Annotated in this window: 21 protein-coding genes; 7 read left to right on the top strand and 14 right to left on the bottom strand. The window is 71.7% G+C overall.

Going from position 1 to position 25,714, the window contains the following annotated elements:
- Positions 1-188: 188 nt before the first annotated feature.
- Positions 189-1,670 (bottom strand): LCP family protein, encoded by a 1,482-nt coding sequence (locus QOL88_RS15650; protein WP_097217016.1) that lies wholly within the window; start codon positions 1,668-1,670, stop codon positions 189-191.
- 126 nt (positions 1,671-1,796) lie between these two features.
- Here QOL88_RS15650 and QOL88_RS15645 point away from each other — a divergent pair, with 126 nt between their 5' ends.
- Complete coding sequence (locus tag QOL88_RS15645; protein WP_097217015.1) at positions 1,797-2,834, top strand: glycosyltransferase family 2 protein; 1,038 nt, start codon at positions 1,797-1,799, stop codon at positions 2,832-2,834.
- Between the two features lie 79 nt (positions 2,835-2,913).
- Here QOL88_RS15645 and QOL88_RS15640 read toward each other — a convergent pair whose 3' ends face one another.
- From QOL88_RS15640 to QOL88_RS15625, 4 genes are read right to left on the bottom strand one after another with little or no spacing between them, the layout of a single operon-like run.
- Positions 2,914-3,333 (bottom strand): hypothetical protein, encoded by a 420-nt coding sequence (locus tag QOL88_RS15640; RefSeq protein ID WP_031107106.1) that lies wholly within the window; start codon positions 3,331-3,333, stop codon positions 2,914-2,916.
- Between the two features lie 52 nt (positions 3,334-3,385).
- Positions 3,386-4,264: a hypothetical protein gene (locus tag QOL88_RS15635; RefSeq protein WP_097217014.1), complete on the bottom strand. Its 879-nt coding sequence runs from the start codon at positions 4,262-4,264 to the stop codon at positions 3,386-3,388.
- Positions 4,265-4,281: 17 nt separating this feature from the next.
- Entirely contained in the window at positions 4,282-5,232 is a 951-nt protein-coding gene (locus tag QOL88_RS15630) for a hypothetical protein (protein ID WP_097217013.1), read from the bottom strand.
- A gap of 15 nt (positions 5,233-5,247) precedes the next feature.
- Positions 5,248-5,649 carry a hypothetical protein gene (locus tag QOL88_RS15625; protein WP_031107102.1) on the bottom strand — a complete coding sequence of 134 codons (402 nt, stop codon included), beginning with the start codon at positions 5,647-5,649 and terminating at the stop codon, positions 5,248-5,250.
- A 277-nt stretch (positions 5,650-5,926) separates the two neighbouring features.
- On the opposite strand from QOL88_RS15625, the gene QOL88_RS15620 reads away from it, so the two are divergent.
- Genes QOL88_RS15620 through QOL88_RS15610 form a run of 3 tightly spaced genes read left to right on the top strand, consistent with a single transcriptional unit; the run spans position 5,927 to position 9,275 of the window.
- The gene (locus QOL88_RS15620; RefSeq protein ID WP_257027783.1) at positions 5,927-7,297 is read left to right on the top strand and encodes a peptidoglycan-binding protein; all 1,371 of its coding nucleotides are present in this window, start codon (positions 5,927-5,929) and stop codon (positions 7,295-7,297) included.
- Positions 7,294-7,989 (top strand): ABC transporter ATP-binding protein, encoded by a 696-nt coding sequence (locus QOL88_RS15615; protein ID WP_097217012.1) that lies wholly within the window; start codon positions 7,294-7,296, stop codon positions 7,987-7,989. The genes QOL88_RS15620 and QOL88_RS15615 overlap by 4 nt, the downstream gene beginning before the upstream one ends.
- Complete coding sequence (locus QOL88_RS15610; RefSeq protein ID WP_097217011.1) at positions 7,989-9,275, top strand: ABC transporter permease; 1,287 nt, start codon at positions 7,989-7,991, stop codon at positions 9,273-9,275. Before QOL88_RS15615 ends, QOL88_RS15610 begins: the two co-directional genes overlap by 1 nt.
- A 73-nt stretch (positions 9,276-9,348) precedes the next feature.
- Here QOL88_RS15610 and QOL88_RS15605 read toward each other — a convergent pair whose 3' ends face one another.
- The 5 genes from QOL88_RS15605 to QOL88_RS15585 all read right to left on the bottom strand — a co-directional run bounded on the left by QOL88_RS15605 (position 9,349) and on the right by QOL88_RS15585 (position 17,563).
- Positions 9,349-11,007 (bottom strand): LCP family protein, encoded by a 1,659-nt coding sequence (locus QOL88_RS15605; RefSeq protein ID WP_097217010.1) that lies wholly within the window; start codon positions 11,005-11,007, stop codon positions 9,349-9,351.
- 226 nt (positions 11,008-11,233) lie between these two features.
- A complete protein-coding gene (locus QOL88_RS15600) occupies positions 11,234-12,988 on the bottom strand; it encodes an LCP family protein (protein WP_097217009.1) in 1,755 nt (584 codons plus the stop codon).
- A gap of 233 nt (positions 12,989-13,221) precedes the next feature.
- Complete coding sequence (locus tag QOL88_RS15595; protein ID WP_097217008.1) at positions 13,222-14,964, bottom strand: LCP family protein; 1,743 nt, start codon at positions 14,962-14,964, stop codon at positions 13,222-13,224.
- A gap of 241 nt (positions 14,965-15,205) precedes the next feature.
- On the bottom strand, positions 15,206-16,420 hold the full coding sequence (locus QOL88_RS15590) for an LCP family protein (protein WP_257027782.1): 1,215 nt from the start codon (positions 16,418-16,420) through the stop codon (positions 15,206-15,208).
- 372 nt (positions 16,421-16,792) lie between these two features.
- Positions 16,793-17,563 (bottom strand): TIGR03089 family protein, encoded by a 771-nt coding sequence (locus QOL88_RS15585; protein WP_097217006.1) that lies wholly within the window; start codon positions 17,561-17,563, stop codon positions 16,793-16,795.
- 149 nt (positions 17,564-17,712) lie between these two features.
- Here QOL88_RS15585 and QOL88_RS15580 point away from each other — a divergent pair, with 149 nt between their 5' ends.
- Entirely contained in the window at positions 17,713-19,194 is a 1,482-nt protein-coding gene (locus QOL88_RS15580) for a peptidoglycan recognition protein family protein (RefSeq protein ID WP_097223011.1), read from the top strand.
- A gap of 133 nt (positions 19,195-19,327) precedes the next feature.
- Positions 19,328-20,410, top strand: coding sequence for a mannose-1-phosphate guanylyltransferase (gene manB, locus QOL88_RS15575; protein ID WP_097217005.1), 1,083 nt, complete (start codon positions 19,328-19,330; stop codon positions 20,408-20,410).
- A gap of 249 nt (positions 20,411-20,659) precedes the next feature.
- Here the strand turns inward: manB and QOL88_RS15570 are convergent, their stop codons facing one another.
- From QOL88_RS15570 to QOL88_RS15555, 4 genes are all read right to left on the bottom strand, one after another.
- Positions 20,660-21,661 carry a DNA-3-methyladenine glycosylase family protein gene (locus QOL88_RS15570; RefSeq protein ID WP_097217004.1) on the bottom strand — a complete coding sequence of 334 codons (1,002 nt, stop codon included), beginning with the start codon at positions 21,659-21,661 and terminating at the stop codon, positions 20,660-20,662.
- Positions 21,662-21,723: 62 nt separating this feature from the next.
- Positions 21,724-23,055, bottom strand: coding sequence for a coenzyme F420-0:L-glutamate ligase (locus tag QOL88_RS15565; protein WP_097223010.1), 1,332 nt, complete (start codon positions 23,053-23,055; stop codon positions 21,724-21,726).
- Positions 23,056-23,075: 20 nt separating this feature from the next.
- The gene (gene cofD, locus QOL88_RS15560) at positions 23,076-24,035 is read right to left on the bottom strand and encodes a 2-phospho-L-lactate transferase (RefSeq protein ID WP_097217003.1); all 960 of its coding nucleotides are present in this window, start codon (positions 24,033-24,035) and stop codon (positions 23,076-23,078) included.
- Between the two features lie 192 nt (positions 24,036-24,227).
- A complete protein-coding gene (locus QOL88_RS15555) occupies positions 24,228-24,734 on the bottom strand; it encodes a cysteine dioxygenase (RefSeq protein WP_097217002.1) in 507 nt (168 codons plus the stop codon).
- Between the two features lie 656 nt (positions 24,735-25,390).
- Here QOL88_RS15555 and QOL88_RS15550 point away from each other — a divergent pair.
- A complete protein-coding gene (locus QOL88_RS15550) occupies positions 25,391-25,654 on the top strand; it encodes a WhiB family transcriptional regulator (RefSeq protein WP_010034659.1) in 264 nt (87 codons plus the stop codon).
- Positions 25,655-25,714: the final 60 nt, after the last annotated feature.

Below are 25,714 nucleotides of genomic sequence, written 5' to 3'. Positions count from 1 at the left end.
GCGGCCCGGCCTCCGGGCCGCGTGCCGCCTCACCCGGCCGGGCCGGGCTACCCGTGCGGTCTGGTCTTCCGGCCGCGTGCCGCCTGGCTTCGCTGGACCACTCGCGCGGCACGGTCTCCCGGCCGGACGCCACGTCCTCCCCCGGACTGACCCGCCCCGGCCCGGACCGACCCGCGCCGTCCGGCCTCCTAGCCGCACGCCACCTCGTCCCCCCGCACCACCCCGAACTCGCCCTGCCCCGGGTCCTCGGCCCGTACCTTGCGGACGCGTTCGAAGTCCGGGCCCGCGATCACCTTCAGGGTCGCGCCCAGGCCCTTGACCACCCGCAGTTCGCTGCCCGGCAGGGCGGTCGCCAGGGACCGTGCCGAGCGGTCCCAGCGGGGGTCGTAGGCGACGACCGTGCGTTTCACGTCACGGGTGGCGGCGTTCACGGGGGCGTGGGTCGTGCGGAAGCCCGTCGAGGCCAGGGCCGCGTCCACGCGGCGTCCGAGGCCGGGCGTGCCGGTGCCGTTCTCCACCTGGACGCGGATCTGCTGCGGGGCGACCGGGACGACCCGGGCCGCGCCGCGCGGCCGGTGCACGGACAGCGGCTGGTCCTTGCGCAGGGCCTGGAAGAGCCGCTCCGACTTCACCGGGTCCCACTTCAGCGTCGAGCCGACGCCCTTCACGACGAACCCCATCCGCCCGATCGGGACGGTCGTGAACTCGGAGGAGGAGGGGGAGAAGTTCCGCATGGCGCGGCCCAGGTCCAGCATCTCGCCCGTGCCGAAGCCCTTGTCGGCCCGTACCGAGCCGAGCACCGCCCGGGTCACGTCCCGGAACTTCATCGGGTTGAGGAGGATCCCGGACGAGGTGAGCCGTTCCACGAGGGCCGCCATGAAGCGCTGCTGCCGCTTCATCCGGCCCAGGTCGGACGCCCCGTCGACGTGGCGGGCGCGGACGAACTGAAGCGCCTGCCCGCCCGCCAGGGTGTGCCGCCCGGCCGGCAGGTCCAGGCCGGTGTAGCTGTCCTTGAGGGGGTCGGCCGTGCAGATCCGCACGCCCCCGACCACGTCCACCGTCTTCATGAAGCTGGTGAAGTCGACCTCCAGATAGTGGTCGATCTTCACCTTCGTCATGCTCTCGACGGTGCGCACGGTCAGCTGCGGCCCGCCCTCGGCGTACGCGGCGTTCAGCTTGACGGGGTGCCCGTGGTGCCGCTTGCCCGACACCCGGTCGACATGCGGAGGCGTCACGGCGTACGAGTCGCGCGGCAGGCTCACCACGCTGGCCCGTTCCCGGTCCTCGGAGATGTGCACGATCATGACCGTGTCGGTGCAGTGGCAGGGCGCGCCGCCCAGCCGGTACTTGCGGCGCTCCTCCTTGCTGATCTTCTCGCGGCCGTCGGTGCCGACCAGCAGGACGTTCATGCCGTGGCCGGCCTGCGGGCGGTTCTTCATGTCCTTGAAGGGGTCGACCCGGGCGATGTCCGCGTCCAGGCTGGTCATGACCGCGTGCCCGATGCCGGCGGAGGCGAGGACCACCACGGACAGCGTGGTGACCGCCCGCATGGCCCAGCGCGGCCGCCGCGCGGGCGGTGCGGGCCTGCGCGGAGCACGGCGGGGGGCGGGGGGTTGCGGGCGGCGGCGGGGAGCGGCGGTGGACCGAGGGGACCGCGGCGGCGTGGGCATGGGGCACCTCCGGACGACGGCCGTATGTGGGATCCGTGAAACCGTAGGCCGATACGATCTGCGGCCCGCGCCACCGCCCCGGCGGCGCGCACCGCTGTCCCCCGTTCGCGGTAACGTGAGGCCCCTATGAACGCCAATCCCGACGTGCGGCACCCCGCCGTTTCCGTGATCATGCCCGTCCTCAACGAGGAGCGGCATCTGCGGGGAGCAGTCCAAGCGATCCTCGCGCAGGAGTACGCCGGCGAGATGGAGGTCGTGATCGCCCTCGGTCCGTCCACGGACCGCACGGACGAGATCGCCGCCGAGCTCGTGGCCGAAGACGCGCGTATCCACACCGTCCCCAACCCGACCGGCCGTACGCCCGCGGCGCTGAACGCGGCGATCAATGCCTCCCGGCACCCGATCGTCGTCCGCGTCGACGGGCACGGCATGCTCTCGCCGAACTACATCGCGACCGCCGTACGGCTCCTGGAGGAGACCGGCGCGCAGAACGTCGGCGGCATCATGCACGCCGAGGGTGAGAACGACTGGGAGCACGCGGTCGCCGCCGCGATGACCTCGAAGATCGGGGTCGGCAACGCCGCCTTCCACACCGGCGGTCAGGCCGGCCCGGCCGAGACCGTCTATCTCGGGGTGTTCCGGCGCGAGGCGCTGGAGCAGCAGGGCGGCTACAACGTGGAGTTCATCCGCGCCCAGGACTGGGAGCTGAACTTCCGCATCCGTGAGGCCGGCGGCCTGATCTGGTTCTCGCCCGAGCTGAAGGTGTCGTACCGGCCGCGGCCGAGCATGAAGGCGCTGGCCAAGCAGTACAAGGACTACGGCCGCTGGCGGCACGTGGTCGCCCGCTTCCACGAGGGCTCGATCAACCTGCGCTACCTCGCCCCGCCGACCGCCGTGTGCGCGATCGGGGCCGGGATCCTGGTGGGCGCCCTGCTGACGCCGTGGGGCTTCGTCGTGCCCGGCGGTTATCTCGCGGCGATCCTGCTCGGCTCGCTTCCGGCGGGCAAGGGCCTGCCGCTGAAGGCGCGGCTGCAGATCCCCGTGGCGCTGGCCACGATGCACATGTCGTGGGGCTGGGGCTTCCTGACCAGCCCGCGGACGCTGGCGCGGAAGGTCATCGCCTCCCGGCGCCCCGCGGTGCGGGCGGACGCCGCCGCGAGCTGACCCGACGTGACGTGGCCGTGGGCCCCCTTCCCGACCGGGAAGGGGGCCCACGGTGCGTGTGGCCGCGGCCGCGCGGTGATCAGCAGCCGGGGCCGCTGCAGCCGCCGGAGTAGTAGGACTCGCTGGAGGCGTTGTTGTTCTTCAGCCAGGACGGCAGGTTGACCCGCTTGCCGCCGAGGGTCTTGAACGAGTCGCCGGAGTAGCCGGAGTTGAAGTAGGTCTTGCAGGTGAACAGCGGCCCCATGTTGCAGAAGAGGGAGGCGGCGTTGTTGCCGACGACCTGGTTCTGGCCGCTGCCCGAGGTGATGAAGTAGTCGTCGTGGTGGGTGTACTGGTCGCCCTCGTAGTCGATCATCGAGCCCGAGGTGTTCGAGTTGAAGTAGAAGCACGTCTCCTGCACGGAGCACACGCCGTTGGCGGCGGAGGCGGTGCCCGAGAAGGCGAAGACGGAAGTGAGCGCCGCGGCACCGGCGGCGGCGAGCGTGGCCCAGCGGTTCATGTGAGGTCCCCTCGTTGTTTTGGTGGATGTGTACGCGCGGCCCGTACGGCGGTCAGCCGCCGTCGGCCGCGAGGATCTTGCCGGCGCGCGCGATGAGCCTCTCGGCCTCCGCGCCCGCCTTCTTCAGCTGTGCGGCCCGGGTGGTGACGGTGCTCCGCTGGAGCGTGCTCTCCACCCGCTGCCAGGCGTCCACCAGTCCCGTACGCCGCTTGCAGGTGATGTCGGCCACGGCCACCGACCGCTCGTGGTCCGTCACCGTGCGGCCCATGACGCCGGGGTCGGCGGGCGGGTCCAGCGGGGTGGCGTAGCGGTGGCCCGCCTCGGCCATGCAGCGCGACCAGGCGGCGAAGGCGGCCTTCACCCGTGGATCCTCCAGGGAGCGCTGGAAGGAGTCGCGCTTGTACCACTGGGGGAGGTCGACGGCCTCCATGTCGATCCCGGACTCCAGCTCGCGGTGCGCCTCGCCGGTGCAGCCGTCGTCGAACTCGCCGTCGTCCAGCGGTCTGCCCGTGCCGGTCAGGGCACGTTCGTAGGCCTTGGAGCGCTTGGGCTGCTTCGGCTCCCGCTCGGGTGCGCCGACCAGGTGGTAGCCGTGGGTGCGGGCCGTCTCCAGCACGGTGATGCCGTAGCGGCGTTCGTGTCCGGTGGGGCTCGTCGGGGTGGTGTCCTGCGGTGCCGGTGCCTCGTAGGTGAGGCCCTGGCGTCGCATGCACCGGTCGGTGAGCTCCGTGAGGGCGCGCGAGACGGTGCCGAAGTCCTCGTCGGACACCTGGTAGGGGTCGAGCGGAAGGGTGATCCGGGGCGGGCCGGCGGTGGCGTCCCCGCTCGCCGCCGCGCCCGTCGGGCGGGCGTGCCCGGAGGGTTCCGGGGACGCGCACGACGTGACGACGGCGGCGAGAAGGAGGACCAGACCGGCGCGGGCGAGCCGCATGTGTGGGTCCCGTCGGGTCAGCGGGCCCCGGCGGCGGCCGCGGCCTTGAGGATGGAGCTCTTGCGTTCCTTGAGCGTGTTCAGCAGCTGCTCGTTCTTCTCGACGGCCCGTTCCTGGTACGCGACCTCGACGGCGTACCAGACACCGATCACGTTGTTCTCGCGTTTGCAGGTGACATCGGCGGTGGCGACGCGGATCTCCTCGGCCGAGGCGGTGGCGGCCTTGGTGAACCGCTTGTCCTCGACGGCCGCCATGGGGGAGGAGTAGGTGTAGCCCTGCTTCTTCATGCAGGCGGACCAGGCACTGAACGCCTTCTTCACCCGGGAGTCCTTCTGGGACTCCTGGTAGGTGAAGCCGGCGAGCTGGTCGGCGAACTCCTCCTGGTCCGGGTGGACCTTGGGCCCCTTGGACGCGAGGTCGCGCAGAGATTTGCCCCAGCAACCCCCCTTGGGGATGGCCTTGCCGTTCTGCTCCGCCTTGGCGGACTCACCCTCGCGCGGGCCGAACAGCACGAGCGACTCGGCGCTGGAGTAGTTCTCCTTCGGCGGCTTGGGCCCACGCGCGGCGGGGTCCGGGTGGTAGCCGAAGCGGGAGGCCTTGTCCGGGTCGGACACCCCGTACCGGTTGGCGTCACGCAGGGCCTTGTCGCCCCGGTACGACGGCCGGGGCTCCAGATCGAACCCGTAGTCGCCCATGCACGCGGCGGCGAGCAGGTCCTCGCCCTGCCGTCGGGTGCGCAGCTCGTCGTCGGTCCAGGCGTACGCCTCCAGCGGCAGTTCGAGATTGACCGAGGCGGCCATGCTGGGCGTGGCGCTGACCTTCGGAGGGTTCTTGAAGTCGACGGGCGGGGCCGCGCTGGAGCGGGAGCCCGGCGTGTCGTCATCGGAGCCCGAGGAGCAGGCGGTCAGCCCGAGGGCGGCGCACACCAGCGCCGCCCCGAGCCGTCGTGCGGTGGTACTGCGCGGCATGGGATCGTCCGCGTCCTAGAAGGGCTCGTAGCTGGAGGCGTTGTTGTTCTGCAGCCAGCCCGGCGTGTTGCGGCGCACACCGTCGCAGGTGTGGTTGTGCCGCTGCCCGTTGAAGTTGGAGTTGAAGAAGATCGCGTAGTTGTAGCGGGTGCCCTCGCACTTCGCGGACGACGCGTTGTTGCCCACGACCAGGCCCTTGCCGGCGCCGCTGGAGCGGAACACGTCGTCGTGGTGGCTCGGCTCCTCGTCGTAGTAGTCGACGTAGGACGACGCGCCGTACTGGGTCGAGTGGTAGTACATGCACAGCTCACCGCTGTCGCAGCGGCCGTCGTTGTAACCGGCCTGGGCCGGTGCCGAGCTCAGTGCGAGCGTGCCGAGCGCGAGCGCCGCCGCGGCGAAAAAGGAACGACCTCTCATCAGTGTCTCCCCGTTTCCTGTGAGGGTGTTGTGACCAACGGCGCAGGATCCTTGCACGAGTTGTGCACTGACGTGCAAGACGAGTGACGGTTGTGACTTAAAAACGATCACCCTGGCCAGAAATAAATGGTCGTCAAGTGACTTTGAGAACAGATAACTTGACTTTGACCGAACGAAAATGGTCATCTCGGCGTGACCATGACGATGTGAAGGTGCTGGTCGGACGGCGTGAAGGCGCCAATCCGCCCCATGTCGTCCGCTGTTGGGGGAGTGTCAGTTGTCGAAGCAGGGGGAGAGCTCCGGCCTGACCCGGCGCAGGCGGTCGCTGACCGCGCTGGCCGTGGGTTCGGTCGTGCTCGTGGGCGCCGCACTGTGGACGTCGGCATACGTGAAGTCGCCGGCGCAGGCCGCGGCCGAGGCCCGGCCACCCGCTCCCGACGTCCTCACCGCGCCCGTCGAGCGCCGCGTCCTCGCCGACACGGTCGTCACCCGGGGCACGGTCTCCTCCTCCCAGACGGTGGACATCGCCCCCGCCGGCACCGCCGCCGAGGACGTCGCCCGGCCCGTCGTCACCAAGATCATGGTGCGCTCCGGCCAGACCTTCCGCGGCGGTCGCGTCCTCGTCGAGGTCTCCGGCCGCCCGGTCTTCGCCCTGCGCGGCGAACTGCCCGTCTACCGCGACCTCAAGCCCGGCTCCCGCGGCGACGACGTCCGCCAGCTCCAGAAGGCACTGCGCGATCTCGGCCACGGCACCGGCGCCGACACCACCGGCACCTACGGCCCCGGCACCAAGCAGGCCGTCGCCGCGCTGTACGCCGCCATCGGCTACGAACCCGTCGCCGCCGGCGGCGGCAAGGACGGCGCCGACCCGCTGAAGGGCGCCCGCGCCGAGGTGAAGAGCGCCCAGCGCGCCCTCGACGGCCTGCTCGGCGACAAGGCCGACGCCGACGAGGTCCGCTACGCCCGCGAGGACCTCACCGAGGCGAAGGCCGCACTGGCCGAGGCCGAGGCCGTGTCGGGCCCGATGGTGCCCGCCTCCGAGGTCGTCTTCCTCTCCGGCTTCCCCGCCCGCGTCGACAGCATGACCGCCAAGGTCGGCACGGCCGCGGGCGAGAAGCTCGCCACCGTCTCCGCCGGCCGGCTGGTCGTCACCGGCTTCCTCGGCGCCCAGGAGAAGGACCTCGTCCGCCCCGGCCAGAAGGTCAAGGTGCTCTCCGAGGTCTACGGCCAGGAACTCACCGGCACCGTCGGCACGGTCGCCGACACCCCCACCGTCCCCGAGGCCGACGGCGACGACACCGCCGCCGCGGCGGCACCCGCCGGGCAGGGCTACGCGGTCACCGTCAAGCCCGACTCCGCCCTGCCGGCCCGCCTGGCCGGCCAGGACGTACGGCTCACCGTCGAAGCCGGCTCCTCCGACGGCGAGGTGCTCGTCGTCCCGGTCTCCGCGCTGTCCGCCGGCGCCGACGCGCGCACCACCGTCACCGTGCTGGACGCCTCCGGCGAGCGGCGGCGCGTGGAGGTACGGCCCGGCACCTCCGGCGACGGCTACACCGCGGTGACCCCGGTGGGCGGCGCCCGGCTCGACGCCGGCGACAAGGTCGTCGTGGGGGTCCGGCCCGCGGCGGGCGACGGGACCGCCAAGTGAGCACGGCCGGCGCGCCGCCGGTCATCGAGTTCCGCGGGGTGGGGCTGACGTACCCCGGGCCACCGCCCGTACCGGCCCTGCGGCCCTGCGACCTGACGGTGCGGCAGGGCGACTACGTCACGGTCGTGGGCCCCTCCGGATCCGGCAAGTCGACGTTCCTCAACATCGCGGGACTGCTGGACGCGCCCACCGAGGGCCGGTACCTCCTCGACGGCATCGACACCGGGCCCCTCGCCGACGGCGAACGCACCGGACTGCGCGGGCGGCGCATCGGGTTCGTGTTCCAGAGCTTCCATCTGCTGCCGCACCGCTCCGCGCTGGAGAACGTCGAACTGGCCATGGTCTACAACGGCGGCGCCCGCCGCGGCCGCAGGGAACGCGCCCGCGAGGCCCTGCACCGGGTGGGCCTCGGCCACCGCACCGACGCGCTGCCCACCCGGCTGTCCGGCGGTGAGCGCCAGCGCGTCGCCATCGCCCGGGCCCTGGTCGCCCGCCCGTCGCTGCTGCTGTGCGACGAACCGACCGGCAACCTCGACACACAGACGGCGGAGTCGGTCCTGGCCCTCCTCGACGAACTGCACACGGACGGCATCACCCTCGTCGTGATCACGCACGCCCCGGACGTCGCCGCGCGCGGCCGGCGCACCGTCGCCATCCGGGACGGGGTGCTGACGGAGCAGGTGGGAGTCTGATGCCGGTCCTCAAGAAGCTCGGCACCCTCACCCGGCCGGGCCGTACGCCGGCCGCGCGGCGCGTCCCCCGGGGCGAGCGCTCCCGGTTCAGCCCGCGGGACCTGCTGGCGGAGTCCGTCGCCGGCATCCTTCAGCGGCCCGCCCGCTCCGCGCTGACGGCGCTCGGCACGGTGCTCGGCGTCGGCACGTTCGTCGCGGTCCTCGGACTGACGGCGACCACGTCGTCGCAGATCGACTCCCGCTTCAACGAACTGACCGCCACCGAGGTGACCGTGGAGGACACCGGCGGCGAGCAGCCCGAGTTCCTCGCCAACGCCTTCCCGGCGGACGCGGACCGCCGCATCGGAGCGCTGGGCGGTGTCCGCGAGGCCGGGGTGTACTGGCCCGTGCGGCTGGCGCCCGGCACCACCGTCGGCGCCGTGCCCCCGGCCTCCGGCGCGACGGGGGAGGAGGCGCAGGTCGTCGCCGCCTCACCCGGAGTCCTCGCGGCGGCCGAGCCGAGCCTGGCGCAGGGCCGGACCTTCGACTCCTACCACGACCGGCACGGGGAGAGCGTCGCCGTGATCGGCTCGGGTCTCGCCTCCCGGCTGGGCATCTCCACCCTGGAGACCGCCCCGGCCGTCTTCGTCGGGGACCGGGCCTTCACGGTCATCGGCATCGTCGACGACGTGCAGCGCAAGGCCGACCTGCTGCTGTCGGTCGTGGTGCCGCGCACCACCGCCGAGGAGATCTGGGGCGGGCCCCAGAGCGGCGAGCGGGCCAAGATGCTCATCTCCACCGACCTCGGTGCCGCCCGGCAGATCGCCTCCGAGGCGGCCCTCGCCCTCGACCCCGCCCACCCCGACCACTTCAAGGTCGTGCCCCCGCCCGACCCGAAGACCCTGCGCGGCAGCGTCACGTCCGACCTCGACCAGCTCTTCATGCTGCTGGCCGGGATCTGCCTCGTCATCGGCGCGGTCGGCATCGCCAACACCACGCTCGTCGCCGTGCTGGAGCGCACCGGGGAGATCGGCCTGCGCCGCGCGCTCGGCGCCCGGGGCCGGCACATCACCGTCCAGTTCCTGGCCGAGTCGGGGGCGCTCGGCGCGCTCGGCGGCCTGGTCGGCACGAGCCTCGGCACGGTGACCGTCGTCGCCATGGCCGTCCACCGCGAGTGGACACCGGTCATCCATCCGGCGACGGTGGTGACCGCACCCCTGATCGGCCTCGCCACCGGTGTGCTCGCCGGCCTCTACCCGGCCTGGCGCGCCAGCCGCATCCAGCCGGCGGAGGCACTGCGCCGCTGACCCGCCCGCGGACAAGAAGAAGGGGCCCGCCGTCCGGGAGGACGGCGGGCCCCGCTTCATGCAGCGGACGTCGTCACCACCGGTAGGGCCCGTACACGTCCATGCACTCCTTCTTGTCCGCGCTCAGCGCGTCCGCGGAGTCGGGCAGGTCGCCCGCCTCGGGAGCCTTCTGCTTCGGGTAGGTCGTGCCCTCCCGCCAGTCGCTGCCGATGGTCAGCGTGGTGGTCACGTCGTCCGTGGCCCGCACCTGGCCGCTCGGGATACCGACCGCCTTCGCCACCGACAGCGCGTTGGCCCGGCCCTGCTCCCCGGTGCTCTTCGGGTAGGTCACCTGGGTCCGGGCGTGCGGGTCCTGCTGTCCGGAGGCGACGGCCCGGGTGAAGCCCTCCTGCTGCAGCGCGGCCACGATCGCGGCGGCCCGCTGCGGAACGGCGGCCTGCTCGTCACTGGCCGTCCCGTTGACGACGGAGACCGACAGCCCCGCGGCCGGCGCGGCGGCGGGTCCCGTGGCCTTCACCGACGCCGGGGACGGACCCGAGGCCGCGGCCGCGCGTGCCTTCCCGGCCTTGTCGAAGGAGACGTCGTCGCGGAGCATCGCCCACATCGTGTCGGCGTCCTCGGGCTTGGGCACGAGGTGGTTGCGGTCCAGGGGGTCCTCGATCCACGGCATCGTCGTCATCGTGATGCGGTTGGTCGGGACGGACTTCAGCTGCATGCCGACGTCGTACAGCTCCTTGACCGTGCCGATCTCCTCGGACACCTTCAGCGCCTTGGTGCCCGACTCGGCCAGGCCCATCAGACGGCCGGTGTCGGTGAAGACGTTCTGCTGCTTGAGCGTCCGGATCATCGCGTTCATGTACATGTGCTGCGCCTTGGCGCGCAGCGGGTCACTGCCCCAGGCATGACGGGTGCGCAGCCACTGCAACGCCTGCTTGCCCTGCACCTTGTGCGTGCCGGCCTTCATCTTCAGCCCCGAGCCGCCGCGCTGGCCGGGCAGCGGCCGGTCCCACACGTTCTGGTTGACGCAGACCGGGACGCCGCCGATGGCGTCGGCCATGTCCACCACTCCGGCGAAGTCGACCATCATCCAGTGGTCGATGTACACGCCGGTCAGGTTCTGCCAGGTGGCCAGGGTGCAGCCCGGGCCGCCGCGCTGGAGCGTCTCGTTGATGATCGTGTTCTTGGCCGGGTAGGTGTCGCCGGTGTCGGGGTCGACGCACTTCGGGATGTCCACCCGGGTGTCCCGCGGGATGCTCACCACGGACGCGCTCTCGCGGTCCGCCGAGACGTGCAGGAGCATCTGCACGTCCGCCAGGGGCTTGCTGCCGACGTTGTCCCTGCCGCCGCCGAGCTTGACGTTCTCCGCGGAGTTCCGGCTGTCGGAACCGATCAGCAGGATGTTGAGCGGGGTCTGGCCGTCCGCGTTGGGCCCGGTCTTCTTGACGTCGGACTCGCCGGCGTTGCGCTTGCCCTTGTCGATGTTGCCGTTGAGATGGCGGTAGTAGAGGTATCCGGCGCCGGCCGTCCCGAGTATCAGGACCGACAGCACGATGGCGGACCAGCGCAATATCCGGCGGCCACCGCCGCGCCGCCGGCCATGCCGCCGGCCGGGTCCGCCCCCGCCCCCCTCGCTCCCGCCCCCGGCGGGCGCCGCCGTCCCCGGACGCTCGTCCTGGGCCAGGCCGCCTGAATCGCGCCGTGTGCTGCCGCCGCGCACGTCACTCTGCGCCATACCCCTGCCTCCCACCCCTACGGCCGACCGCCGGGACCGCCCCGCGTCGTGTTCGGATCACGGGTGACCCGTGTCCGTCCGGACCACGGGTTCCCCCGCCGCTCCGCCGGAGTACGGTCGTCCCCGCTCCTGGTTGGACCACTGACATGCCCGGTCGGATGTACGCCCGGCCCATTCGTCCGGGCATGTTCCGTCCACCTGTTAGACGCAGAACGGGACGCTCAGGTCACTTCGCGCACTCGACCTTGTCGGCCGTGGCCTTCTGCACGTCCTCCGGCACCTTCTCCGGAGTCGTGAGCGGCACGCCCGCACCCTCGAAGTCCTTGCCCAGGGTCAGCGTCATCGCGGGGACGCCCTGGGAGTTGGTCACGCTCTCGCCCGGCTTGAGCGCGGCCCCGGACAGGCCCATGATGTCGGCGAGCCGGCGTGCCTGGTCCGCCTGGTCGGGCGCGTACTCCAGCGTGGTCTTCGCCAGCGGCTGCTCGGCGTTGCCCGCGTTCTCGGACTTGGTCACGCCTTTTTGGACCTGCAGCCAGCTGAGGGTCTCCTGGGCGCTGCCGGCGACGGCACCGCCGTTGAGGATGCGCACCCGCACCTCGGAGGCAGGGGCCTTGGTGCCCTTCAGCCGGGCGGCCTCGGCGGCCTTCTCCTTCTTCTTCTCCTGCTTCACCTCGGTCAGCGACACGTCCTCCCGGACCATCGCGAACAGTTGCTGGGCCTGAGGCTCCTTCAGAACCACCGTGGCCTTGATCTTCTCCGCCGGGTTGTCGACGACGGGGACGGTGGCGAACGTGAGGTTCTTCGTGTCGAACTTGCCCAGCTCCGCCCCGAGATCGGCCAGCTTCTTGATCGTGCTGATCTGCGAGTCGACGGTCAGCGCCTTGGTGCCCGCCTCCGCCAGCTTGATCATCTTCGGCGGGCTGGTGAGGGTGTCGTTGGACTTGAGCTTGCGCATCATCGAGCCCAGGAACTGCTGTTGCAGCTCGATCCGGCTCAGGTCGCCGCCGAAGCCCACGGAGTGCCGCGTGCGGACGAAGGCCAGGGCCTCCTCGCCCTCGATCGTGTGCTCGCCCTTGGGCAGGTCGAGTTTGGAGTCGGGGTCCTTGATGTCCTTGGCCAGGCAGACGTCGACTCCGCCCACCGCGCTGGTCAGCGTCTTGACCGCGTTGAAGTCGGCCACCATGAAGTGGTCCATCTTCAGCCCGGTCAGCTCGGTGATCGTGCGCATGGTGCAGCTCGGCGTCCGGTCCTCCTGCCCGAGGCTGTTGTTGAAGCGGGTGCGCTGCTTGCCCGGGATGACCTTCTCCGAGCCGTCCTCCTGCGTCGTCGGACAGTCCGGGATGTCGGTGATGAGGTCGCGCGGGATGCTCAGCACCGTGGCGTTCGACCGGTCCTTGGACACGTGCAGGACGAGCGTGGTGTCCGCGTGCCCGGCGCTGTTCTTGTCGCCGTAGCCCTCGTTGCCCTTGCCGGTGCGCTTGTCCGTGCCGATCAGCAGGATGTTGATGGCGCGGTCCTTGCTGAACCCGCCGGTGCCGGCGCCGTCGTCGGACACGGACGTGATGTTGTTGTTGAGGTGCTCGTAGTAGAGGTACGCGGCCGCGCTCGTCCCGACGAGCACGAAGGCCAGGGAGCCGCCGGTCCAGATCAGGACCTTCTTGCCCTTCCCCTTCTTCGGCGCCGGACGGCGCCCGCGGCGCCCCGCGGCCGCCTCGGCCGGTGCACCGGTGCGCCTGCGCGGGGAAGGGGCATGGTCGTCGGGTGCCGCCGCACCGGAACGGCGGGCGGGGGCGGTCCGGCCGGTACGGGCCGCGCCGGCTCTTCCGGCCGGGCCGCGGCCACCGGAACCACGGGGGCCGGGAACGGACGACTGCGCTGCGGAAGGGGCCAGTCGCAGCTCGTATTCGCCGGTGTTCGGGTTGAGTACCCACTGGTCTGCGGGGTCGATGTCGTCCGCCCGCCCACGGCCTTGCGCGTCCACGGTTGCCTGATTCCTCCGTCGGGCCACGCGGCGCCCTCCCCCGGAAGACGCACGGTGCTGGTCAAGCAGTGCACGCCCCCAGGACGGAGCTCATGGGTGAGAGCACTGGATCGCACACACTATCCGCACACTTCGGTGTCAAGCGACGTGGGTGAGAAATTGCACGTTCTCACAACTGGGCAATCCCGCCCATTTGTTTGAAGGAAGTTCGGCGAACGCGAAGGAAATTCACGTCACTTGGCGCACTCCACCTTGTCGGCGGTGGACTTCTGCACGCCCTCCGGTGCCTTTGAAGGTGTGGTGAGGGAGACCCCCGCCCCCTCGAAGTCCTTGCCGAGGGTGAGCGTCATCGCGGGCAGCCCCTGGTCGTTGGTCACGCTCTCGCCCGGCTTCATCGCGGACCCGGGCAGGCCCATGAGGTCGGCGAGCCGGCGAGCCTGGTCGGCCTGGTCCGGCGCGTACTCGAGGGTGGTCTTCGCCAGCGAGGCGGGCGCGTTGCCGGCGTTCTCCGACTTGGTCACGCCCTCCTCGTTCTGCAGCCAGCTCAGCGTCTCCTGCGCGCTGCCGGCGACGGCACCGCCGTTGAGGATCCGCACCCGCACCTCGGAGGCAGGGGCCTTGGTGCCCTTCAGCCGGGCGGCGACCGCGGCGGCCTCCTTCTTCTTCTGCTCCTTGACGGCGGTGAAGGAGACGTCGTTCTTGATCATGTCGAAGACCTGCGGGGCCGTCGACTCGTTCAGCACGACCGTGGCCTTCACCTTCTCGGTCGGGTTGTCGATGACCGGAACGGTGGTGAACGTCAGGTTCTTGGTGTTGAGCTTGCCCAGCTCCAGGCCGAGGTCCTTCAGCTTGCCGATGCTGTCCAGCTGCGAGTCCACGGTCAGCGCCTTGGTGCCCGCCTCGGCCAGGTCGAGCATCTTCGACGGGCTGGTGAGGGTGTCGTTGGACTTCAGCTTGCGCATCAGCGCGCTCAGGAACTGCTGCTGCAGCCCGATCCGGCTCAGGTCGCCGCCGAAGCCGACGGCGTGCCGGGTGCGGACGAAGGCCAGGGCCTGCTCGCCTTCGATGGTGTGGGTGCCCTTGGACAGCTTCAGGTGCGAGTCCGGGTCGTCGAGGTCCTTGCCGACACAGACCTCGACCCCGCCGACCGCGCTGGTCAGCGTCTTGACCGCGTTGAAGTCAGCGACCATGAAGTTGTCCGGCTTGACTCCGGTCAGCTCGGTCACGGTCCGCATGGTGCAGCTGGGCGTACGGCCGTCCTGGCCGAGGCTCGTGTTGAAGCGGACCTGCTGCGTGCCCGGGATGACCTTCTGCGTGCCGTCCTCCTGGGTGGTCGGGCAGTCCGGCACGTCGGTGATCAGGTCACGCGGGATGCTCAGCGCGGTCGCGTTCGAACGGTCCTTGGAGACGTGCAGCAGGATCGTGGTGTCGGCGTGCCCGACACTGCCCGCGTCGCCGTAGCTGCCGTTGCCCTTGCCGGTGCGCTTGTCGGTGCCGATCAGCAGGATGTTGATGGCCTTGTCCTTCTGGAAGCCACCGGTGCTCGCGCCGTCGTCGGAGACGGACGCGATGTTGTCGTTGAGGTGCTCGATGTAGAAGTACGCGGCGCCCGCACCGGCGACCAGCACGAACGCCATCGTGCCGCCGGTCCACAGCAGGACCTTCTTGCTCTTCGAGGCCTTCTTCGCCGGGCGCCGTCCACGCCGTCCCGGCAGCGGCTCCTCCGGTGCTCCGCGGCGCCGGCGGGGCGGCGGCACCGCACGGCCGGGCGTCTCGGGCCGTGACCGGCCGGGCGCCTCCCTGCGGCCGCGCGCCGGCGGGGCCGCCTCGGAGGAACGCCGCCTGCGAGGCCCGGGGACGCCCGACTGCGGTGCGGAAGGCCCCAGTCGCAGTTCGTAGTCGCCGGTGTCCGGGTTGAGCACCCACTGATCTGCGGGATCGACGTCGTCCGCCCGCCCACGGCCTTGCGCGTCCACGGTTGCCTGATTCCTCCGTCGGGGCACGCGGCGCCTTCCCCTCCAAGGCGCTCGGGTCTCGGTCACACAGTGCGCGACCTCAGGACCGTCCCTCAGAGCCGGGCGCACCGGATCGCTCACACTAACCGCCCCATTCCGCGCCGAGCCACGACGGTGACACATTCCACGTCCCTACACCTGGGCAATTCGCCCATTTCCCGGGTGAGGAGCGCATTGCCTTGGAGTGGCCTTGGTGCCCGCTTTACTCGCAGGTGTCCTCGGCTGCCGTGTTCCCCCGAAACGTCGGTGGAGGAGAAACGGTGACGGCGGGCCCGCGATAAGGACCCGGAAACGAATCCCCGTACGACCCGTCACGCGTGTCGGGAAGCCTCAGCGGGGCGTGACGTCGCAGGCCGCCCCCCTCGACGACCACCGGAGTGTCCGTCCGCAGCCGCTCGAAGAGCCTCTCCGCCGCGGGCTCCACGAGTTGGTCGCGATTGGCGTCGTACGCATACGACTCCCGGGGGACGGTCAGGAATTGCACTTGTTCCATGGGGATGTCGCGCAGGCCGCGCACGAGTTCGTACAAACCACGCAAGCTGGCCAGTTTCGGGTCGGTGGTGAGAGACGACGTCGCGGCATCCAGTACGGGATACAGCTTCACCGGATTCAGCAGGACGTCATTGCTGCGCACCTTGTTGACGAGCGCCCCGAGGAATCGCTGCTGCCGTTCCATCCGCTCGGTGTCACTGCCGTCGCCGAGGGTCTTGCGGGCGCGGACGTAACCGAGGGCCTGCTCGCCGTTCAGCGTCACGCGCCCGGCGGGCAGCCGCAGCTTGGCGGCCCGGTCGTCGATCGGCTCCCGCAGGCACACCTCCACACCGTCGACCGCGTCGACCATCTCCTTGAAGCCGTGGAAGTCGACGACGACGTGATGGTCGACGCGGATGTCGGTCAGCTTCTCCACGGTTCGGATGGTGCAGGCCGAACCGCCCAGCTGGAAGGCCTGGTTGAACATGGCGAACCGGGGCGCGCTGCGGGAGCCGTCCGGGCGGCGGCAGCCCGGCAGGTTCACCATCAGGTCCCGGGGCAGGGAGACGGCGGTGGCGCTGCCCCGGCCCGCGGACAGGTGCAGCAGGATCGTGGTGTCGGACCGCTCGGTGCCGGAGTCCCGCCCGTAGCGGGCGTTGTCGCGCCCCTCGCGCGAGTCCGACCCGATCAGCAGGATGTTCCGCGCGTCCTTGACCAGGGAGGTGGGCCGCTCCTTGTCGTACTTCGCGAGCTCGGCGGCGGCGGCCTCGTCGGGGGTGATGTTCCCGCTGAGCTTGGCGTAGACGGCCCAGCCGACCCCGCCGGCCGCCACCAGCAGGGTCGTGGCCCCGAACGCCGTGATCCGCACCCACCGCCGCCGGCGCCGCCGCACCAGCCCCCGCCCGCTGGCGGACGCACCCCTGCCAGGACCGACCCTGTAGCCCACGGCAGCAACCACCCCTCCTGACGTAGGAACGCCCCGCGCGCACTGCTCCTACGACCATGGCGCGGATGGAGGGCGGGGGGTGGGTGGGGATGGGCCGAACGGGGGAGTGGACGCCCGGCTTGTGCGGTGCCTGCTGCGTGGCGGCTCGTGCCGCCTGCTGTGTGGCGAGTCGTCCGGCGCCTGGTGTGTGGCGGATCGTGCGGTGCTGGCTGCGTCGCGGGTGAGGGTGGTCGTGGTGCCGGCTCGCTCCTCTGGTGGCCCGTTGCGCCGCGGGCGAACGAGGGGCTCCGGCTCACCCCGCGGCCTGCCGCGCCGCGGGCGATCGTCGTGACCCGCTCGCTCGCCTACCGGCCCGTTGACCCGCTCGCTCGCCTACCGGCCCGTTGCGCCGCGGGCGATCGTCGTGACCCGCTCGCTCTCCACCCGCTTGTCCAGCACCCCGTCCCCGGCCTGGTCCAGATGCCGGCACAGCACCACGGAACCCCCGGTGGCCAGCGGCCCGTACAGACCCGCGTGCAGCCCGTCCCACGTGTCGTACGGCAGCCCGGAGAGGATCCGCGACCCGGGCCCGGTCAGCCCCAGCGCCGTCGACTCCGCCCGGGCCCGCTCGACCACCTCGGCCCCGCTGAACTCCCGCCCGGCCACGATCAGCGCGGGCCCCTCCGGATCCACGGGTGCGTACGGCACGAAACGGTCGCCCTGCCCCGGCACCTCCACCGCGTAGTCGACGAAGCCCTCGGGTGCCTGCGGGAACCGCCCTCCCAGAGGCCGCAGCGCCATCGCGATCCGCGCGCCGGAGCACGCCCGGGCCTCCTCCAGCCGGTCCGGCCCGCTCACCACGACGTCGGCTCCCCGGGCGTCCCCGGACACGTCCGCGACGACTCCCACCGACGCACACGCCAGCAGCCACACCGCCGTCTGCCAGTGCGCGGGCAGCAGCAGTGCCACCCGGTCCCCGGGCTCGACGGACAGCTCGTCCTGGAGGAGATTCGCGGTCTTGGCCACCCAATTGGCGAAGGTGGCCACGGACAGTTCGACGCGTTCGCCCGTGGCGTCGTCGTAGAAGGTCACCAGGGGGCGTCCCGGATCCGCGGCGAGCGCGGAACCCAGCAGGTCGGCAGGGGTGCGATCGGTGGCGTTCACCGCGCAAGCGTACGCAACGCACGGGCCCCCGCCCAACGGCCCGCCCGCCGCGGCGCCCCGAATCCGCCACCGGTTCGGCGGAACCCCGACCGACGGCCCGTCAACTCCCAAATAGACAGACTTGTACGACTATGTCCAAGATCAGGGGCATGCGTGGATTCCTTGCTTCCTCGATCGGTGTCACCTGTGCGGCCGCTCTGGCCCTCCCCCTCACCCCTCCCGCCCTCGCGGCGACGGCGAGACCGGTGCCGGCCGCGGAAGCCGCGAGACCCGCGCCCCGTGCGGGGACCCCGGCCACGACCCCGTCCGACCGGCGCGCCGCGGAGCCGTCCGCCGCCGGCAGCACCCAGTCCCTCCCCCTCGAACCACTCACCCGCGACCGCGCCACCCCCTCCGCCCCCGCCACCGAACAGGGCCTGCCCCGCCGGGACGTACGCCACTTCTCCCTCGTCGGCGTCGTCTGGGACGACCCGGACGCCGAACTGCACGGCCGCGTCCAGGTCCGCACCCGCACCGCCGGAACCGGCACCTGGTCGGGCTGGCAGGACGTGGAGACCCACAACGCCGACCACGCCGCCGACCCGGGCACCCCCGAGAGGGCCTCGGGCCGCGTCCGCGGTGCCACCGCCCCGCTGTGGGTCGGGGACTCCGACGGCGTGGAACTGCGGGTCCGCTCCGAGTCCGACGACTCGGTGGCCGACTCCGCCGGAGACACCTCGGGCACCCGCAACCTCCCCGCCGCGCCGCCGCTGCCCTCGGGCCTGCGACTCGAACTCGTCGACCCCGGCGAGGACGACGGCACATCCTCCGGCGACGAGGAGGAGCCCCGCGCCGCCGGCGGCGCGAACGCCGAGACCTCGGCCCTCACCGAGACCTCCGCCGTCGCCGAGGCCTCCGCCGTCAACGCCGACCTCGCCCCCTTCGGCGCCACCGAGATCGCGGCCCTGAGCCGTACCGAGACCGAGCAGGAGTACCTCGCTCTCAACGCCGGCGAGCTGACGGAGCGGCAGCTGCAGGCCAAGCCGTACGTCGGTCCGCGCCCGGGTATCGTCACGCGGCGCGGCTGGGGCGCGAACGAGGGGTTGCGGGAGAGCGGCTTCCGCTACACGAAGAAGGTCAAGGCGGCCTTCGTGCACCACACGGCCAGCGGCAACAACTACCGCTGCTCGCAGGCCCCGTCACTCATCCGCAGTATCTACCGCTACCACGTCAAGAGCATGGGCTGGCGGGACATCGGCTACAACTTCCTCATCGACAAGTGCGGAAAGATCTACGAGGGCCGCGCCGGGGGCGTGGCGAAACCGGTCCTCGGCGCGCACACCCTGGGTTTCAACAGCAACAGCATGGGGATCGCCGTCCTCGGGTCGTACGGCGCCACCAAGCCGTCGAAGTCCGCGGTCAAGGCCGTCGCCCGGCTGACCGCGTGGAAGCTGGGGCTGTACCGGGTGAATCCGAAGGGGAAGACCTACCTGACGTCGGCCGGCAGCAATCTCTACCGAAAAGGTAAAAAGGTACGACTGAACGTGATCTCGGGGCACCGGGACGGCTTCAAGACCGAGTGCCCGGGACGCAAGCTCTACGGAAAGCTCGGCTCGGCCCGCTCCAAGGCGGCCCACTACCAGGGCCGCTGAGCACACGTTCACCGCCTACGGGGGGCAGGGGGCGGCATGCCGCACGGCCAACGAAGGCGCCACGGAACGGTCTGCATACACTGACCGGCCGAAAGACAGTTCGGCCGGTCCCGGCAGGAAGCAGAGACGACACGTGACTGAAGCGATCCTCCTGGTCGGCGGCAAGGGCACCCGGCTGCGCCCGCTCACGGTGCACACGCCCAAGCCCATGGTCCGGGCGGCCGGCGTGCCCTTCCTCACGCACCAGCTGGCGAGAGCGAGAGCCGCGGGTGTCGAGCACATCGTCCTGGCCACGTCCTACCTGGCCGAGGTCTTCGAGCCGTACTTCGGTGACGGCGCCGCGCTCGGACTGCACATCGAGTACGTCACGGAGGAGGAGCCGCTCGGCACGGGCGGCGCCATCCGCAACGTGGCCTCCCGGCTGCACTCCGGCCCCGACGACCCGGTCCTGATCTTCAACGGTGACATCCTGACGGGCCTGGACATCCGGGCCCTGGTCGACACCCACGAGACGACGGGCGCGGACGTCTCCCTGCACCTCACCAAGGTCACGGACCCGCGCGCCTACGGCCTGGTCCCCACGGACGACACGGGCAGGGTCCAGGCCTTCCTGGAGAAGCCGCAGACCCCCGAGGAGATCGTCACCGACCAGATCAACGCGGGAGCGTACGTCTTCCGCCGCTCGGTCATCGACTCCATCCCGCTGGGCAGGCCGGTCTCGGTGGAACGGGAGACCTTCCCCGGCCTCCTCTCCGCCGGGGCGCACCTCCAGGGCATGGTCGACTCGACGTACTGGCTGGACCTCGGCACCCCGGCGGCCTTCGTCCGCGGCTCGGCGGACCTGGTCCTCGGCCGGGCCCCGTCGCCCGCCGTCCCCGGCCGCTGCGGCGACCGCCTGGTCCTGCCCACGGCGCGGGTCGCGTCCGACGCGAAGCTGTCGGGCGGCACGGTGGTGGGCGAGGGCGCCTTCGTCGCGGAGGGCGCGCGGATCTTCGGCAGCACGATCCTGCCCGGCGCGGTCATCGAACCGGGCGCGGTCATCACCGACTCCCTGATCGGCACCCGGGCCCGCGTCGGCCAACGCTCGGTCCTCACGGGCACGGTCATAGGCGACGGCGCGGTGATCGGCCCCGACAACGAACTCCTGGAGGGCGCCCGCATATGGTGCGACGCCCGCATCCCGGCAGGAGCGGTCCGCTTCTCATCGGACCAGTAGGCAGGGACGGGGCCGCCGCCGCGGCCATGCGTGCCGCCCCCGCGGCGGGCGGCATACGTGCCGCCCCGCTGCGGGCATGCGTGCCGCTAAGGGCGGCACGGGTGGGCGTGGGGGTCCCCCCTGCTCGAGCGAAGCCGAGAGCTTGGGGGAGGCACCCCGCTCCGCCGGGCCGCGGACCCACCCGCCCCCAGCACAAACGCCCAGGAACAGAGCCCGACAGCTCACGACCACTCGTCGACAACCGCCCGCTCACAACCGCCCGATATCCCACCGAGGCATCTTCGGCGTCCGCCGCGCCGGCACCCTTCCGCTCAGCAGAATCAACCGAGCCGCCCGATGCCGCTGCCCCGCGTACGGCTCCAGCAGCTCCAGCATCACCGCGTCATCGGCATCCCGGTCCCCGGCCAGCGCCCACCCCACGATCCCGGGCAGATGCAGATCCCCCACCGTCACCTCGTCCGCCGCCCCATGACTGCGCTGCACCGTCTCCGCGGACGTCCACGGCCCGACGCCCGGCACAAGCTCCAGCCGCGCCCGAGCCGCCCCGGGCTCCATCCCCACCGCCTGCTCCAGCCGCGCGGCGACCCGCACGGCACGCAGGATCGTCGACGCCCGCTTGTCGTCGACCCCGGCCTGGTGCCACTCCCACGACGGAATCAACGCCCACGTCCGCGGCGCCGGCATCACATACATCCGCGCGGGCGCGGGCCCCGGCGCCGGCTCCCCGAACTTCCGCACCAGCAGCCGCCACGCCCGGTACGCCTCGTCGGTCGTGACCTTCTGCTCCAGGATCGACGGGATCAGCGACTCCAGCACGAGCCCGCTCCGCGTCAGCCGCAACCCCGGCCGCCGATGCCGGGCCGCCGCCAGCAGCCGGTGCCGCGGCACGAACGCCGACGGATCGTCCGCGGCCCCGAGCAGCTCCGGCAACCCCTCCAGCAGCCACTCCGCCCCGGGCCCCCAGGCCTCCCCGCGCACCCCGTCGCCGTACGCGCGCACCCGGAGTGTCCCCGGGCCGGCCGGAGTGAGGCTGGTCCGCCACACGGACCCGTCCGGCGTCGCCCGGAAGGTCGGGTCGCCGGGCCCGCGCCGCAACGGCCCGAGCACCAGACCGAGATCCAGCGGCCCGTCCGGCACCCACTCCCGCACCCGGCCCGGCCCCGCCGCCTGCCGGGGCACACCCGCGGGCACGCCGACATGCCCACCGCGCAGGGTCGTACGCGTGGGCCGCTGAGCGAACCGTCCTGCCATGAATGACGTCCCTGGGATCCGTGAGGAGCAGCCCTACGAGCGTAGGCGCCGTCCGGCACCTGTCACCGCACCTCGATGAACGCCTCGGCGTCCCGCCCGGGACGGGGCCGCGGTTCCTCCGCCGGATGCCCGACCGCCACCGCCCCCATGGGGTCCCAGTCCGCGGGCAGCTCCAGCACCTCGCGCACCACGTCCCGGCAGAACATCGTCGACGACACCCAGGCCGACCCCAGCCGCTCCCCGGCCAGCGCGACCAGGAGGTTCTGCACGCCGGCACCCGTGGCGACCACGAACATCTCCCGCTCGGCGCCGTCCCGCCGCGGGTCGCCGTAGGTGTGTGAGCCGTCCATGACCAGGCAGGGGACGACGAGATACGGCGCGTTGCGCAGGACGTCCCCGCGCCGGACCCGCTTGGCGATGGACTCCTCGCTCTTGCCGTCCCGGCGCAGATCGGCGATCCAGGCGTCCTTCATGGCGTCGAGCAGCCGTGTCCGCGATTCCTCCGACTCCAGCAGGACGAACCGCCAGGGGGTCGTGTGGTGCGGGGCCGGTGCCGTCACGGCCGCGGCCACGGCCCGCCGTACGGCATCCGCGTCGACGGGCTCGTCGGTGAAGGACCGGACCGTACGCCGCTGGGTCACGGCCAGTCGTACCGCCTCGGAGGTGCCGAGGCGGAACATGTCGTCGCGCGCGCCGCGGACCATGGCCCGGGCGCCCTCGCCGGGGTCGCCCTCCGCCACCAGGTGCGGGAGCCCGCGCACCACGGCGACGGGCAGTCCCGCGGCCTTGCCCTTGACCAGGTCGCCGGCCGCGGCGAGTTCGTCGGCCGTGGCGACGACGGTGGCGCTGAGCGGATTGCCGTACGCGTCCGTGCCGCCGCGCAGATCGTCGAGCACGCGCACTCCGGCGGCGCCGATCGCCACGTCCGTGAGCCCGGCCCGCCAGGGCCGCCCGAACGTGTCGGTGACGACGACGCCGACGTCCACCCCGAGGGCGTCCCGCAGTCCGTCCCGGACGGCGCGGGCGGAGGCGTCGGGGTCCTCGGGCAGCAACAGCACCGTGCCGGAAGGGGTGTTGGACGCGTCCACCCCGGCCGCGGCCATGATCAGGCCCTGCCGGTTCTCGACGATCCGCAGGGCGCCGCGCCGGGCCACCACCCGGACCGTCTCCGCGTCGATCGCGGCCTCCCGGTCGGCGGCCCGGACGATCCGGCCCTCCGCCTTGGACACGATCTTCGAGGTGACGAGCAGCACGTCCCCGTCGGCCAGGCCGGGCTCGGCGGCCGCGATCAGCTTGGCCAGGTCGTCCCCGGCCGCGACCTCCGGTATGCCGCCCACGGCCCACACCCGGTACCCGCCGGCGCCCCGCTCCTCGTCGATGACCCCGGCAGACACGTCGGGGGAGGAATCAGCGCTCACGCCCCCCGCACCTCCTCGGCCAGCGCCAGCGCCTCCTGGGCCATCCGCGCGGTCGCGTCCGTGTCGCTCATCATCAGCGGCACGGCCCGGCAGCGGATCCCGGCCGCCTCGACCTGCTCCACCGCGCCCGCGTCCACCGAGTCGACGAGCCAGCCGTCCAGCAGGCCCGAGCCGTAGTGCTCGGCCACCGCCGTCGCGGTCGACTCGACGCCCACGGCGGCGAGTACCTTGTCGGCCATGCCCCGCACGGGCGCGTCACCGACGATGGGGGAGAGGCCGACGACCGGCACCCCGGCGTCGGCGATCGCCTCCCGGATGCCGGGCACGGCGAGGATCGTGCCGATCGACACGACCGGGTTGGACGGCGGGAAGAGGATCACGTCCGCCTCGGCGATGGCCTCCAGGACGCCCGGCGCGGGCTTCGCCTGGTCGGCGCCCACCGGCACGACGGCCCGGGCGGGCACCGAGGCGCGCAGCCGCACCCAGTACTCCTGGAAGTGGATCGCCTTGGTCTCGCCGTCCATCTCGACGGCCACATGGGTCTCGACGCGGTCGTCGGACATGGGGATCAGCCGCACGCCCGGCTTCCAGCGGTCGCACAGGGCCTCCGTCACCGCGCTCAGCGGGTATCCGGCGCCGATCATCTGCGTCCGCACGATGTGCGTGGCGAAGTCCCGGTCGCCGAGGCCGAACCACTCGGGCCCGACGCCGTACGCCGCGAGCTCCTCCTTGAGGTGGAAGGTCTCGTCGGCGCGACCCCAGCCCTGCTCCTCGTTGATGCCGCCGCCGAGCGTGTACATCACCGTGTCGAGGTCCGGGCAGACCTTCAGCCCGAAGAGATGGATGTCGTCCCCGGTGTTACCGATGACCGTGATGTCCGCGTCCGGGACGGCCTGCTTCAGACCACGCAGGAACCGGGCACCGCCGATGCCGCCTGCCAGAACCACAATGCGCATGGGAGCCAGTCTTGCAGGCGCCTACGACAACCGGTCGGCGGCTTCGACAACCGGTCGGCGCCTACGGCAACCGGTCGGCGCCTACGGCAACCGGCTGGCGCCTACGGCAACCGGCCGACGGCCTTCGACAACCCGTCGGCGGCTTCGGCAACAGTCGGCGGTCCCGGCGACCGCCCGGCGCCCACGGACCGGTCAGGCGGTCAGCGCACCCGGCACCGTGCGGGCCTCGCAGTGCGGGGCCGTGTGCATCGGCATGTCGGTGAGGCCCGGGTAGTAGACGTGCAGGCTCACCGCCGGCTCCAGCGCGTCGTTGACGACTTCGTGCACGTACCCCGGCGCGAACACGCGCTGCGCGCCCGCCCGCAACGCGCGCGTGCCCCGCTCCGTGCGCTCGGTCAGCGTGCCGTCCAGGACGGTCAGCACCCCGGAGGAGCGGCCGTGGTCGTGCAGCCCGCTGCCCTGTCCGGGCACCCAGGACAGCAGCCACACCTCGTAGCCGGGACCGGTGCGCAGCCGGTGGTACCAGCGGCTGGCCGCGTCGTAGCGGACGAGGTGCTCCCACTGGGAGCGGTCCTCGGCGATCGAGCGGGCCAGACCGACGAACTCGGCGACGGTGGCCGGGTGCTCGCGCGGGGTCTGGAGGAGGTGGGTGACTTCGAGGATGTCGCCGGCGATCTGGAGGTCGTTGTCGCTGTTCATGGGGTGCGTGGTTCCTCAGTGAAGAAGGTCAGAGGGAACGGGAGCCGAGATGCGGGTGGCTCGGCCTTCAGCTGGAGCAGGTGTGGCTCAACAGCTGGAACAGAAACAGCTACAGCGAGCGCGGGCAGCACCGTGGGACCCGGCGGTGCGGGTCGAGGTGAGCGCCAAGTTCGCGAGCATGCCCACAAGGACACCGGTTCACACCTTCACTGTCAACTCGACACCCGGTATGTGGGATGTGGTTCACCTCATCAGGTCGATCGCTCAGATGAAAGGTTTGCTCATGGCCCTCCCGGGACACATGGCGTCCAACCGGGCGCACAAACCCCGTTGCGTACTCGTGATCCGACTGTGATCCGTTTCGCTTCGACGTGCGTGTCGGAACGAGATCGAACTCCTGGGCGTCCTTCCCCGTACAGGTCTGCAAGGGGTCCGTCGGAAGGTGTGAGCCCTCAGGGGCTCCATCTGTGTGTCAGGATTTATGGTGATTTGAACACTTTCCGCATGGGCTTGGTTCCGCAGAGTGAATAAGGGGCTCAATAGCAGATCTCGGCTTGACTCGCCCGGAGCAGCACACTTGTAATTTCACTCGTGTCGTTCAGCCGGAATCGGTAACGGCTAGATCACGGGGACGCGAAGACAGACGAGGGGCGCACATGACCGAGACGGTGCAGCAACTGCTGGTCGACGACGCGGACGAGGAACTCGGCTGGCAGGAGCGCGCGCTGTGCGCCCAGACCGACCCCGAGTCCTTCTTCCCCGAGAAGGGCGGCTCGACCAGGGAGGCCAAGAAGGTCTGCCTCGCCTGCGAGGTCCGCTCCGAGTGCCTCGAGTACGCCCTCGCCAACGACGAGAGATTCGGCATCTGGGGCGGCCTGTCCGAGCGGGAGCGCCGCCGGCTGAAGAAGGCCGCCGTCTGACCTCCCACCCCTCTTCGTGAACGGCCCGTCGCCCGTGGGTAATCCACAGGCGGCGGGCCG

The sequence above is a fragment of the Streptomyces sp. Ag82_O1-12 genome (assembly GCF_900182715.1).
Classification (GTDB): Bacteria; Actinomycetota; Actinomycetes; order Streptomycetales; family Streptomycetaceae; genus Streptomyces; species Streptomyces massasporeus.
The sequence above is the reverse complement of the archived record's forward strand: the minus strand, read 5'-3'. Positions and strand labels throughout refer to the sequence as shown.

Bases quoted from the DNA above. Each gene is read 5' to 3' on its own strand.
- QOL88_RS15650 (WP_097217016.1), bottom strand. From the start codon at position 1,670: ATGCCCACGCCGCCGCGGTCCCCTCGGTCCACCGCCGCTCCCCGCCGC.
- QOL88_RS15645 (WP_097217015.1), top strand. From the start codon at position 1,797: ATGAACGCCAATCCCGACGTGCGGCACCCCGCCGTTTCCGTGATCATG.
- QOL88_RS15640 (WP_031107106.1), bottom strand. From the start codon at position 3,333: ATGAACCGCTGGGCCACGCTCGCCGCCGCCGGTGCCGCGGCGCTCACT.
- QOL88_RS15635 (WP_097217014.1), bottom strand. From the start codon at position 4,264: ATGCGGCTCGCCCGCGCCGGTCTGGTCCTCCTTCTCGCCGCCGTCGTC.
- QOL88_RS15630 (WP_097217013.1), bottom strand. From the start codon at position 5,232: ATGCCGCGCAGTACCACCGCACGACGGCTCGGGGCGGCGCTGGTGTGC.
- QOL88_RS15625 (WP_031107102.1), bottom strand. From the start codon at position 5,649: ATGAGAGGTCGTTCCTTTTTCGCCGCGGCGGCGCTCGCGCTCGGCACG.
- QOL88_RS15610 (WP_097217011.1), top strand. From the start codon at position 7,989: ATGCCGGTCCTCAAGAAGCTCGGCACCCTCACCCGGCCGGGCCGTACG.
- QOL88_RS15605 (WP_097217010.1), bottom strand. From the start codon at position 11,007: ATGGCGCAGAGTGACGTGCGCGGCGGCAGCACACGGCGCGATTCAGGC.
- QOL88_RS15580 (WP_097223011.1), top strand. From the start codon at position 17,713: ATGCGTGGATTCCTTGCTTCCTCGATCGGTGTCACCTGTGCGGCCGCT.
- QOL88_RS15570 (WP_097217004.1), bottom strand. From the start codon at position 21,661: ATGGCAGGACGGTTCGCTCAGCGGCCCACGCGTACGACCCTGCGCGGT.
- cofD (WP_097217003.1), bottom strand. From the start codon at position 24,035: ATGCGCATTGTGGTTCTGGCAGGCGGCATCGGCGGTGCCCGGTTCCTG.
- QOL88_RS15555 (WP_097217002.1), bottom strand. From the start codon at position 24,734: ATGAACAGCGACAACGACCTCCAGATCGCCGGCGACATCCTCGAAGTC.
- QOL88_RS15550 (WP_010034659.1), top strand. From the start codon at position 25,391: ATGACCGAGACGGTGCAGCAACTGCTGGTCGACGACGCGGACGAGGAA.